General features: G+C 52.8%; 7 protein-coding genes. 1 reads left to right on the top strand and 6 read right to left on the bottom strand.

Features of this window, described 5'->3' with window-relative positions:
- Positions 1–84: 84 nt before the first annotated feature.
- The 3 genes from K1Y77_RS12775 to K1Y77_RS12765 form a co-directional block, all read right to left on the bottom strand.
- Positions 85–1,269: a PQQ-dependent sugar dehydrogenase gene (locus tag K1Y77_RS12775; RefSeq protein ID WP_264428883.1), complete on the bottom strand. Its 1,185-nt coding sequence runs from the start codon at positions 1,267–1,269 to the stop codon at positions 85–87.
- A 117-nt stretch (positions 1,270–1,386) separates the two neighbouring features.
- Entirely contained in the window at positions 1,387–2,262 is an 876-nt protein-coding gene (locus tag K1Y77_RS12770; protein WP_264428881.1) for an AEC family transporter, read from the bottom strand.
- 69 nt (positions 2,263–2,331) lie between these two features.
- Positions 2,332–3,255, bottom strand: a complete 924-nt coding sequence (locus tag K1Y77_RS12765; protein ID WP_264428880.1) for a LysR family transcriptional regulator — start codon at positions 3,253–3,255, stop codon at positions 2,332–2,334.
- A 190-nt stretch (positions 3,256–3,445) separates the two neighbouring features.
- Here K1Y77_RS12765 and K1Y77_RS12760 point away from each other — a divergent pair, with 190 nt between their 5' ends.
- Positions 3,446–5,404 (top strand): ligand-gated channel protein, encoded by a 1,959-nt coding sequence (locus tag K1Y77_RS12760; RefSeq protein ID WP_030073747.1) that lies wholly within the window; start codon positions 3,446–3,448, stop codon positions 5,402–5,404.
- 77 nt (positions 5,405–5,481) lie between these two features.
- On the opposite strand, the gene K1Y77_RS12755 is transcribed toward K1Y77_RS12760, so the two are convergent.
- From K1Y77_RS12755 to K1Y77_RS12745, 3 genes are all read right to left on the bottom strand, one after another.
- Complete coding sequence (locus K1Y77_RS12755; protein ID WP_264428876.1) at positions 5,482–8,637, bottom strand: efflux RND transporter permease subunit; 3,156 nt, start codon at positions 8,635–8,637, stop codon at positions 5,482–5,484.
- On the bottom strand, positions 8,637–9,737 hold the full coding sequence (locus tag K1Y77_RS12750; protein WP_030073739.1) for an efflux RND transporter periplasmic adaptor subunit: 1,101 nt from the start codon (positions 9,735–9,737) through the stop codon (positions 8,637–8,639). Before K1Y77_RS12750 ends, K1Y77_RS12755 begins: the two co-directional genes overlap by 1 nt.
- A gap of 218 nt (positions 9,738–9,955) precedes the next feature.
- Positions 9,956–12,088, bottom strand: coding sequence for a TonB-dependent receptor domain-containing protein (locus K1Y77_RS12745; protein ID WP_264428874.1), 2,133 nt, complete (start codon positions 12,086–12,088; stop codon positions 9,956–9,958).
- Positions 12,089–12,367 lie beyond the last annotated feature (279 nt).

Below are 12,367 nucleotides of genomic sequence, written 5' to 3'. Positions count from 1 at the left end.
AATAACAGCCGGTCATCAGTGAACAGCATAAACAGTGTATGTAGGCAGTATAAAGAGTAGCGCTTCAGATAACGTTAGTGTGGGTTAATTAACCACCTTTAAACGATAAAGGCTGCCCTGATCACCATCGGTTAGCAAATAAATGGCGTCGTTAGGGCCCTGGCGAACATCGCGAATGCGGCCAATTTGGCCGTCAAGAATGACCTCTTCATCCACAACACGGCCGTTTTCCAGTTGCAGGCGTAACAAGGTCTCGCTGGCTAAACCACCGGCTAATAGCTGCCCCTGCCAGTCACCAAACGCGTTGCTGGTGACTTCAGTCAGGCCTGAAGGTGCAAAGCGACCCTCAAAGCGGTAAACCGGGTCCACCATGCCAGGCATTGATTCGACTCCGATCGGCTCATTAGTCCGATAATCATTACCTAAACTAACTTCCGGCCAGCCATAATTGCTGCCCGCTTCGATGTGATTAAGTTCATCACCTGTGCGCGGGCCATGTTCGCTCGCCCAGGGCTCACCATTGCTAAGCACCGTCATGCCTTGAATGTTGCGGTTGCCCATGGAATAAATCTCATCCCGGGTACTATCATCGTCCACAAAAGGATTATCGTCAGGGACGCCGCCTGTATCTGTTAAGCGCAGTGTTGACCCTGCATGATCATCGCTTGCCTGGGCACGGGCCGGGGTAACGCCGCGGTCGCCAATGCTCATTAATAGCGTACCGTCTGTTAGCCATGCCAAACGAGAGCCGTAATGGCGTCCGGGGGAAGAGGCGCGGTCCTGTTCAAAAAGGTGTTCGACCTCACCCAATGAATCACCCTGCCACTTCACCCGTGATAGCGCTGAACGGCTGTTATTGCCGTCGGGTTTGCTCCAGGTGAAATAAATCCAGTCGTGTTCTCCCTCCCCAAAAGCCGGGTGAAGAGTAATATCGAGAAGCCCACCTTGTCCCTGGTGGCTGACCGTGGGTAATCCGTTAAGCGCCTGTTGATTTCCGTCTTGATCCACCAGCGTAAGCTGTCCACGGCGTTCGCTGACCAAAAAACGACCGTCAGGCAAAAAAGCGACTGCCCAAGGGCTGCTCAACCCCTTTGCCACGCGTTCAAGCGAAAAAGTTACCTGTTCGGTTTCCATTGCCTCGTACACCATGTCTGCCTGGACATTACTAAGCGTGCCTGTCAGCACTAGCCCACTAATAGCGGTCAGACACCAGCGGTAAGAGAGAGTCGTTAACGCTGCCTGGCGGTCTTGTGTTTGTGGTTGGCGCATTAGCGTTACTCCTGCGGTGATAGCGGGTGATGGTCATGTTCAAGTCTAGCAGTGACTGCTTAACCTGGACGGGGTTCCCTCCCTTTATTGCCATATCAGAATGTTATAGCCAAATCGCTACATCAAAAAAGCCAGCAAAATTGGTAAATATACCAGGGCAAGCAGCGTAGAGCAGAAAACCAAGCTGGCGACATAGGCGGGTTCGCGCTGAGCACGCTGGGCAAATAAGTAGTTAAATACCGCCACAGGCATACACATTTGTAGTACCAAAATGCTTTGGGCCAACGGTGGAAGACCTATCCAACCAGCAATCAACCATGCCGCTGCAGCGGCAAGAGGAATACGCACTAGGCTGAATCCAAGGCCCGAGCGTAAGCTTTTTACCTGAATACTGGCGAGTGAAACACCCAGTGTGATGAGCATGAGCGGTACCGTAAATCCAGACATCAGATCTACCGTATTGTCTAACCAAGCAGGCAATGAGGTATCGGTTAACAGCAGTGCCATCGAAATTAAAATGGCATACACCGTGGGTGTTTTAAGCAACGTCTTAATCGGATTTCCGTTGCTATTGAGCACCGCCCCTAACGTAAACTGAAACAGCGATACCGTCACCATCACCGTAATGCCATAGGCAAATCCAGCGCTGCCAAACGCATACAGCACAACGGGTAGCCCCATATTGCCGGTGTTGGGATACATCATTGGTGCCAGTAATACACGCCAACTGCGGCGCAATAGTTTGGCCACCACAAAACTCGCCGCGCCCATAGAGAGAATCACCAGGGCCGTTGCAAGCATCATTTGCCCAAAGCTACTGGCATCGATAGTAGCCCCAGACAGTGAGGTAAGCACAAGCGCAGGTGTACCAATGTTAAATACTAAGCGGGTAATAAAATCGACCGGGTAGGGATGCCCTAAGCGGACCCATAAATATCCCAGTCCAGCGCCAGCGAGTACTGGCGCCATCACGGCAAAAAGTTCGGCGAGCATTCCCATTCCTTGACGATTATTAGCGGCTCATTGTCGTTAATTAGGCCGCTAACTGGCAAGGTGAATTGGTTAATTGGCGTTAACTATGGAGTGATGGGTTTGCCAAGCAGCGGGAACCTGTTCACGTAAAAATGTTAGCAGCGCATTAACCCGCCGTGAGTGATGACCGTAAGCATACAACATGGTGATTGGTAGTGGGGCGGGTTCCCAGCCAGGTAAACAACTGACTAAATCGCCAGGATGATGCTGCTCGCGTTTTTCGACCATCCAATGGGGCAGTAGCCCAATGCCTTGACCATAAGCAATGGCATCAATTTGAAGCACCGTTAAATCGACTCGCAGCCGCGAGCGGGGCGCATGAAAGAGAAAGTCATCGTGATGGGTATGGTGTAACAGTAGGCCGCTAGAAGCGCTATCGAGTAAATCAATCCACGCGTGTTCTTCTAGCTCGCTTGGGTGCTGAGGGTAACCAGCGTTGGCAAGATAGCTGGGGTTGGCATAAAGGCCACGGGTCAAGTGCCCCAAGCGCTCCTGATTAAGACCGCATTCATGTGCTGCCCCTAGCCATATGTGCACACTGTTACTGTGCATTTTAGTTGGGGGTGTTTCGCGGGTATGAAGGGTTAATTCTACTTTAGGGTGGCGGGTTAAAAACGCATCCACAACGCCTGCCATCCAACCTCGTGCCAACGCCCCATGTACTTCCAGGGTTACTTTTCCGCTGATTTCCTCGCGCAGTTCTGCCAATGCTTCATGACTGTGGGCTGCCAATGCCAGCAGTTCTGTGCAGTAGTGATGAAACAGCAAGCCTGCCTCAGTAGGAATCAGCCGATTGGCTTGCCGCCTGAGCAGCGGCTGGCCCAATCGTGTTTCTAGCTGGCTAATACGGCGGCTCAGCGTCGATTTAGCAAGCCCTAGTTTTTGTGCGCTGCGCGTTAGGCTACCGGTGGTCATCACATCGGCAAAGGCGGCAAGTTCATCAAAATCGTACATGGTCGGGGCCACTAGGCAACAATCGAAGCGCTATTGTGACATCTAACGATGGTAATGCAAATAATTGGCATTTGTGTTCCGCTTGGTTGAACGTGCTGTGCAACCTATTTGTGCAAAGATTATGCAAAAATAATAATGCTAACGATTCGCATTTGACTGCAAGAGCTCTTTCACATTAAGGAACCCAATTATGTCCACTCGTTTGCGTCGCGCGTTATTGTCCAGCGCCATCTCTTCGTTGGCCTGTAGTGCCCTATGGGCTCAAGAAACGCCTCGGCTAGATGATGTTGTGGTGACCGCTTCAGGTTTTGAACAGCAAATTACCAGTGCGCCTGCATCTATCAGCGTTATTTCTCGGGAAGAGCTTGAGCGTGGCCACTATCAAAATATCACCGACGCCCTGCGTGACGTGCCGGGTGTGGTTGTTACCGGTGGTGGCGCAGGTGACCGTGGCAATGATATTTCACTTCGTGGTATGCCCTCCCAGTACACCTTGATTTTGGTGGATGGACGTCCGCAAAATTCTCGGGAATCACGCCCGAACGGTAGCGCGGGGTTTGAACAAGACTGGCTTCCGCCGCTACAAGCGATTGAGCGTATTGAGGTGGTGCGTGGGCCAATGTCGACACTTTACGGCTCAGATGCTATCGGTGGGGTAATCAACGTGATCACCCGCAAGGTGGCTGATGAATGGCACGGCAATGTGCAGCTCGACACCGTGCTTCAAGAAAACAGCGCTTCTGGAGACAGCCGCCAAGCAAATTTCTACCTAAGCGGGCCGTTAGTGGGTGAGCGATTAGGTCTACAGCTTTTCGGGCGTGCCTCTGAGCGGGATGAAGATGATATTTTGAACGGCTACGAAGAAAAAAGCCTGCAAAGTCTAACCGCGCGGCTGAACTTCGCGGCGAACGATAATCACGACTTCACTGCTGAAGCTGGCATTACCGAACAGGATCGCTACTCACGGGTAGGGCGCTCTGGCGCTGCTGAGGGTTGCAAAGGTGGTTGCACCGACAGTATCGGCGAATACACCAACACTCACGTTGCCGTTACCCACAGTGGCCGCTTTGACTGGGGCACCAGCGAAACCTTTGTGCAGCGTGAGCGTAGCGACAACAAATCCCGCGATATCGAAATTACCAACACTACCGCTAAAGCCAGCGCGGTGATTCCACTAGGCACGCACTTAGTGACTGTTGGAGCGAGCTACGAAGAGGAGTCGCTGAGCGATACCACCACCAACAAGATATCTGACCGGACTGAAATCGACAGTAGCCAGCGGGCGCTGTTTGTAGAAGATGAATGGATGCTGACGGACACTTGGGCATTGACTGGCGGTTTGCGCGTTGATGACGATGATAACTATGGCAGTCACGTTAGTCCGCGTCTTTACAGCGTTTGGAATATAACGCCTGATTGGACGCTTAAAGGCGGCGTTTCAACCGGTTATCGTTCGCCAAACCTGCGTGAAATCACCCCCGATTGGGGGCAGATCAGCCGCGGTGGTAATATTTACGGTAATCCAGACCTTAAACCTGAAACGTCGCTTAACAAAGAGATTGCGTTGCTCTACGCCAACGAGGCAGGTTTAAACGGCAGTTTGACGCTGTTCCACAATGACTTTGAAGATAAAATTACTCGTATTGCTTGTCCTATCGATATCTGTACCGATGGCCGTAATGATTTTGGCAGCGACCCTACTTATCGCGTCAACGTGGATGAGGCGATTACACAAGGGGTAGAAGCCAGTCTGGCAGCGCCGCTGACAGATGCAGTAGCGCTAACGGCCAGCTATACCTTCACTGACTCTGAACAAAAAAGTGGTCAATATGCAGGCGAGCCTTTAACGAAGCTACCGCGTCATCAGGTTTCAGCGACGCTTGATTGGCAGGTTAATTCGCGATTCAGTCAATGGACAAAAGTCAGTTATCGTGGTGAAGAGAGCCAGCCCACTACCGGCCCATCCAGCCGCTCTGTGGTGGCACCTTCCTACACCTTTGTTGATGCAGGAGTGGGTTACAAGCTCAACGATAGCACCACGGTAAACGCCGGTATTTATAATATGTTTGATGAACGTATTACTTATGAAGAGTACGGCTATGTGGACGATGGCCGCCGTGTATGGTTAGGACTCAACGTGGCGTTTTAGTACTTGTTTAGCCTTTTTATTAAACGTTGCGGCCACCTGATCAGGTGGCCGCATGTTTAAGTGGCCCAAGCGTTTATTTAAGGGTGTTGGCTTCGGCCAGGCTGGGTATGTCGTTGGGTAAGCGTCAGTACGCTTATCATTAAAGCAGGCAGGAACGTCACCGTCACGATGGAGGCCCCCAACAAGCCAAATAAGACAATCGCCCCCACGCCACGGTAAAGCTCGGTGCCTTCACCGGGTAAAAATACCAGCGGCGAAAGCCCGCACAGGGTGGTCAGCGTGGTAATCGCAATTGGTCGCAAGCGGGTTTGTACCGCCTGAGACACGGCTTCCTGAACGGATAGCTGCTTATCGTGTAGCCGTCGGCGTGCTTGGTCGACCACCAGGATAGGGTTATTCACCACGGTTCCCATTAAGATCAAAAAGCCCAGCATAGTAATCATATCGAAGGGCTGACTTAGTGGAGCGATGCCAATGAGTGGCAGCAGGCTGCCTACTGCGTTCATAGCTGCCAGACCCATAATGCCACCCACCACGCCCAAAGGGATGGAGGTAAGGATCAGCAGCGGGTACCCCCAGTGAGAGAAAATCGCTACCAGTAGCAAATAGACAATCACAATGGCAATCAAGAAGTTGCCCATTAGCGCGTCTCGCGTGGCATTCAACTGATCACTCGCTCCTGAAATCGAAATATCCACCGCCGAGGGTAGTTCCCCCTCACGGCGTAGACGCTCCAGCATTCTCTCGGCCTGCTCAACCCCTGCTTCTAGGGCGATACTGGGTGGTGGTATGACATTCAGGGTCACCGTGCGGCTACTATCGACCCGGCGAATAACGCTGGTGTCCATGGTTTCATCAATGCTGGCGACGGCAGAGAGCGGCAACGTCGCGCCGCTAGGAGTATGAAGCAGAAGGTTGGGTAGTTGGTCCAGAGGTAGCGACAGCTGGGGGCCATAAAGATAAATATCGATCTTTTCGTCATCGAGAAAGAAATCATCCACATAGGCACCTTCGGTGAGTGCAGCGACTGAAAACCCGACGTCTTCTGCCGCTAAGCCAAGCGCTGACGCCTGCGCCCAATCTGGGCGAATTTGTATTAGCGGCTGATCCAGCGATAGCGATGAGGGTTGGCTCTGAATACGCGGATTGCCAAACTCATTGCGGGCTTCTCGATAGAGGTTATTGGCGGCTTCATAAACAGTCGCCAAATCTGGTCCGGCGATATCCAGGTTGATACTCCGCGTACCGCCATCGTTACTTGAAATAATCGAGCCTTTTGAGGCAAACGCGCGCATTCCTGGAAAGCGTTCGTAGTAGTTGGTAAGTGCGTCCATTAACGCTTCGATGTTACCTGGGTCAGCTGCTTCCGCGACGATAAATAGCCGAGTAGGAGCGACTCGCATATTCATATAAGCCAGCGGTGGCACCTCAGTGTCGCCCGCTAAAAAAGCCGCTGGGTCAGCGTCTACATGGGGTAAAAAGTAATCCTCTACTTGCGCAGCGATTCCCGCCATTTCCTGCAGGCTATAGCCAGGCGGGGGACTCATCACCGCAAAGGTTTTAGGTTCCTCACCTTCGGGTAAGTACTCGGCGGGTGGCGTGAGGACAACGATAGTCCAACCGCTGATCACTACCGTGATGACCAGGATCGCTCCGCGGCGAAAAGGGGTGGCGATTATTCGCTCAAGCCGTTCCCCAGCCCACGAAGGGCGTGAGGCCGCAGAGCTATCCTCATGCTCGTTGCGCATCGAAAAATTAAAGCGCGAACATAGTGACGGCACTAGGGTAACTGCCACCAGCATTGAGGCAAAAATAGCGGCGGAAACGGCAATGGCCACATCAGAGTACAGTTGCCCAGCTTCTTCTTCGATAAACAGAATCGGCAGGAACACCAAAATGGTGGTGGCTGTCGATGCCAGCGTCGCGGGCCAGACTTCCTGCACGCCACGTAACGCCGATTCGATGCGGTCGAGCCCTAAACGGCGGTAGCGCTCAATATTTTCCAACACCACAATGCTGTTATCGACGCTCATGCCAATGGCAAAGGCAATGCCTGCCATGGAAATCACGTTGATCGTGCGCCCCGTTAGCATCAGCCCTAAAAAAGCAGCAATGGTGCAAAAGGGGATGCCAATAACGCCAATAAAGGTGGCGCGAGCAGAGCGCAAAAACAGGTACATCACCAACGTTGCAAAGGCCGCCCCAAGTAGCAGGTTGCTCCATACATTACTGACCGAGGCTTCCACGTAGCGCACGTCATCGGCAGTCAGCACCATTTCCATTCCCGCCGGACGCAGAATGCTGTCGTTAATGGCCGCTATTTCTTCTTCAATGGCGTATTTGATATCGATGACGTTTGCACCGCTTTCCCGCCGAAGATCCATACCAATGCCTGGCTGGCCGTTATAAAACGATAGCTGGCTTAAGCGAGACTGCCCCTGGCGAACCTCGGCAACGTCGGCAAGCCGCACGATGCTATCGCCTTGGCGAGAGACAACCAACTGCGCCAAGGCCTCCGCGTCATCAAAGCGGCCCAGCGTGCGTATCAGATAGCGGCGTTTACCGGCTTCTAATTCGCCCCCTGAAATATCCCGGTTACGCTGGGTGATGGCATCGCGTAATTCGGTAAGTGAGACCCCGCGCTGAGCCAGCGCTCCAGGGTCGACCAAAACTTGTAGCTGCCGCTGAGCGCCGCCATTTACGCCGACTTCCGACACGCCTTCGACGCCTTCCATGCGAGGCCGAACGCGGTCGTCGATAAAGTCGCTCATCAATTGGATATCTAACGCCTTAGGGTTACCGGGTAGCGTACCCACATGAAAACGCAAAAATGCGTCTGTCGAGAAAGCGGCAGAAACAATGCGTGGCTGGTCCACATTGGTGGGATAGGACGATACTTGGCTAAGCGCGTTATTGACTTGAATCAGTGCGGCAGTCATATCCACGCTAAACGGGAATTCAAGCTCAATTTCAGCGCTGCCACTTTCGGCGATGGCCGTCATGCGGGTAAGGTTCGGCACATTGCGCAAGTACTGCTCTTGCTCAATGAGGATCTCTTTTTCGATATCCTGGGGTGTCGCTCCCGCCCAGCGCGTCTCGACCGTAATGGTGCGGGCTTCAATGTCGGGAATCATCTGAACGGGAATGCGCAGCGTGGCGGCAATGCCTAGCAGCAGGAAAATCAGCGCGATAACCGTGACCAGCGTTTGCTGGCGCAGTAGGGCTGCAAACATTACTCGCTCCCCGCCGCGTCATTCTCAACAGCGATATTCTCTACGCTGACCCCTTCGACCAGCGATTCATTGCCACGAACGACGACCTGCTCATCACCGGAGAGACCCTCGACAACTTCCACACGGTCGGCAAAATTAATGCCTAACTGCACACGCTGTTCAGTAACCTGATACGTGTTGTTTTCGTTAGGCGTGGCGACCCATACGGTGACTCGCCCATCTGGGTAGCGGCTTAACGCATCGCGGGGAACCGTCAGCCCATCGCTACCGGTTGAGGCCCGCAGCACAGCATCCACTGCATTACCTGGATACAGTGCAGCTGCTTCAGGCACATGGGCGCGTAATAGGAACGTGCGGGCGCTGGTGTCACTGATCGGCACCATCGTGGCGATAGTGCTCTCGTAGGTGTGTTGACCCACGCGCAGGCTGATAAACGCTTCGTCTTGAAGGGCGGCATAAAAGATTTCGGGTACTTGGAAGTCAGCGCGCAGTTCATCAAGATTAACGAGGCGCGCAACGCTATCCCCTGGCGTGACCCACTCGCCAAGATTAACGCTGCGAGCGCTGACGACACCATTAAAAGGGGCGTTGATTTCATGGCGAGCCAGTAGGGCGCTTAAACGCGCTTGTTCTGCTGTTAAACGCGAGCGTGCGGCGCGGGCCACATTAACGGCGCTGCGCCGAGCGCTAGCTTCAGTCGCCGCGATGTTGCGCCCCACACCCACCGATTCTGCTTCCTGTAGTAATCGTTCGGCCTCTGCCAGAGTGGCCTGGGCCTCCTGTTCTGCGGCGACCGCTGCTGCTAGGTCAAAACGAGCCAAGTCGTCATCTAACGCGATTAACGTGTCTCCCTTAGCAACATGGTCGCCAGGATTAACCGCTACCTGAATAATAAGCCCTGCCACGGATGCTGAGAGCAGGGCATCTTCCAGGGAGTTCACTGTGCCAACCAGCTTTGTTTCGGTATAAATTGGCTCGCGGTTTACAGGGGCTAGTTCGACCCTGGGGGCTGATTGCGCGAAGGAAGCGCTAGAGAGTATTAGGCCGCCGAGCAACAGTAGCACCAAGGCGAGATAGCGGACGAGCGGGTACGCGGTCATAACAGACAGTTTCCTAATAAACATCGAATTCGCTGTTAAGCGGGCGTGGAAGTTGGTTAATAGTACCTAAGCTTTACGCTTACGAGAGATTAACTTAATGAATTGCCAGCATAGAGGTTGGCTACCGCCCAACTTTACGGCGTAAAAAAGCCCTGGCACATGGCCAGGGCAGCAAGGTTTCATTGAAACAGTAAACAGAAACTTCTAGCTAGCAGCGTTTAGAACTCGTAGCGTGCAGATAGCCACAATCGACGTCCTTCTTCACTATTGGCATACACATTGCCAAAGCTAGTGCCGTCACCGTAAGCGCGATAATCAACAAAATCTTTATCGAACACGTTATAAATGGTGGCACTGACGTTAAATTGTTCGGTAAATGCGTAGCTGCCGCCTAAGTGGAACAGTGAATAGGCTTTGAAGTCGCCTAGGTCGTCGAACGAGGGCGCTCCCCTAACGCTTTCACGGTTACGGTAACGCTCGCTGCGATACTCAGCGGAAAGCCACGTGTCCAGCTGAGGCGTGGCTTGCCAGCGCAGCGTAGCATTGAATGCATGCTCTGGCGTGTCGGTCAGTGGCTCGCCACGATTGTTACCGCTTTTCTGTTCACTATCGGTGTAGGTGTAGTTGGCCGATAAACGCCAATCTGGTGTGAACTGATAGCTAGTAGCAAGCTCGACACCTTGGGTGACGGCCTCATCAATATTGATGTCTTGGCTATAAACACCGTCAGGCACGAGCGGATCGTTCTCAACAACAATGTCGTTGCCGCTGGCTATTTTGTCGTCAAACTCGTTATAGAACAGTGTGGCGCTAGCGGTGAAGCCTGTCTGGCTGTCGTAATGAGCACTAATTTCGCTGCTGGTACTGGTTTCTGGCTCTAGGTCTGGGTTACCAATCGTCAGTATGGTGCCCTGACCCGTGACGCCATTAATACCCGCATGCAACGCATTCAGCGTGGGCGTTTTGTAACCTCGGCTGACGCCACCTTTTAGTGTCCAGTTTGGAGTGGTATTCCACACCAAATAGCTACGTGGGCTGAACTGGCTGCCAAAAGCGTCGTGGTGATCGTAGCGGCCGCCAAGCGTTAGCGCCAAATCGTCACGTATCAACCACTCATCTTCTGCGAAGAGCGACCAGGTGGTTTGCTCAAAGGTTTCATTTGCCAAACCATCGTCGAGTTCGGCGTCCCACCATTGCAAGCCCACCGTGGTCATGTGGTCGCCTAGTGGCATGACATACTTGCTGTCTAACACAGTATTGGTGGTTTCTAGTTCGCGAGGCGCGCCGCCCACGATGCCCGGGAAGCCGTCATAGGCAACGCCATTTTCACCAGGAATAGTGCGGCCTTTGGTTTCTGTGAGGTTGCGCATTAAGCTAGTTTCAAGCGTACCTGATGCAAAGCGGCCTGTGTGGCCAATAGCAACTTGCTGACGCTCAAAACGCAGCTCGTCAGCGTAGCCATTCGCGACACCAGGTGCCGGCTCACAGCTACGGGAGCGGCCATCCAATGTGCCGAGCTGGCATTTGTCATTGTTATAGCGCTGTCGGTTAACTTCGCCATCTACCCAAAGATCATGGTCTGAATTGGGCGTCCAAGTTAGCTTACCACCCAGGTTATAGACATCGCCTTCTACCGGGCTGGGGCCACGCTGGCTAACCTCAATGGGATTGCCGTTGCCGTCAGTGTAAGTAAGTTCTGATGCGTCCCGCTCATATAAACGACCGCGTACCTGAATGCCAAGCGTGTCTTGAATAAGCGGTCCGCTGGTATAAAGATTGATTTCGCGGCGGTCACCGAAATCACGATCTTCATTAAATGTATTTTCAATACCTACAGAACCAACCCACTCGCGGTCTACTCGGCGAGTAATAATGTTGATTACTCCGCCCATGGCGTCAGAGCCATATAGCGTCGACATTGGGCCACGAATCACTTCGATACGTTCAATGCTAGAAACAGGTGGGAAGAAGCTGGTAGACGTTTCGCCAAACCCATTAGGTGTGACGCTGCCAGCTGCGTTCTGCCGACGGCCGTCAATAAGAATCAACGTATAGTCGCTAGGCATCCCGCGAATGCTGATATTGCTGCCACCGGTTTTGCCGACTGCTCCACCAACATCAACACCTTCTACATCACGTAACGCATCAGCCACGCTGGTAATGCGCTTGCGCTCCAGTTCCTCACGAGAAACAACGGAAATACTGGCAGGAGCATCAACCAGTGCCTGCTCAAAACCGCTGGCAGAAACAACAATATTGTCCAGTTGTTCTGCTTCTTGGGCTAAGGCCGCGGTGGCGGAGACGCTAAGAGCGACGGCGCTGGCTAAGGCGGTGCGAGTAAAGCGTGGCATGGTGATCCCCTGAGATGAAACTTATTTGCTAATGAAAATGGTTATCAAGCGAGATGGTGATTCTAAAAAGAAAAGTTCCCATATGCGAGTTTGTTTCATCGAACGCTGTGTTGCTAACTATCGAACACGCGTTTAGGGGCATAAGCAGCATAGTGATAGACGTTGTTAGAAAACGAATTCAACGCGAGTTGCAGCATCTGGAACGTGCGATTCGTTGGAATAGTAATGCAAGTGCTTTTGAGAATCGTTATTATCATGGCTATAAATTCTCAGGAGCGT

The sequence above is a fragment of the Halomonas qaidamensis genome, assembly GCF_025917315.1.
GTDB lineage: Bacteria > Pseudomonadota > Gammaproteobacteria > Pseudomonadales > Halomonadaceae > Vreelandella > Vreelandella qaidamensis.
Note: the sequence above shows the minus strand (reverse complement) of the source record. Positions and strands in the feature narration are given on the sequence as shown.

Excerpts from the sequence above, each read along its gene's own strand:
- K1Y77_RS12775 (WP_264428883.1), bottom strand. The coding sequence starts at position 1,269 with ATGCGCCAACCACAAACACAAGACCGCCAGGCAGCGTTAACGACTCTC.
- K1Y77_RS12770 (WP_264428881.1), bottom strand. The coding sequence starts at position 2,262 with ATGCTCGCCGAACTTTTTGCCGTGATGGCGCCAGTACTCGCTGGCGCT.
- K1Y77_RS12765 (WP_264428880.1), bottom strand. The coding sequence starts at position 3,255 with ATGTACGATTTTGATGAACTTGCCGCCTTTGCCGATGTGATGACCACC.
- K1Y77_RS12760 (WP_030073747.1), top strand. The coding sequence starts at position 3,446 with ATGTCCACTCGTTTGCGTCGCGCGTTATTGTCCAGCGCCATCTCTTCG.
- K1Y77_RS12755 (WP_264428876.1), bottom strand. The coding sequence starts at position 8,637 with ATGTTTGCAGCCCTACTGCGCCAGCAAACGCTGGTCACGGTTATCGCG.
- K1Y77_RS12750 (WP_030073739.1), bottom strand. The coding sequence starts at position 9,737 with ATGACCGCGTACCCGCTCGTCCGCTATCTCGCCTTGGTGCTACTGTTG.
- K1Y77_RS12745 (WP_264428874.1), bottom strand. The coding sequence starts at position 12,088 with ATGCCACGCTTTACTCGCACCGCCTTAGCCAGCGCCGTCGCTCTTAGC.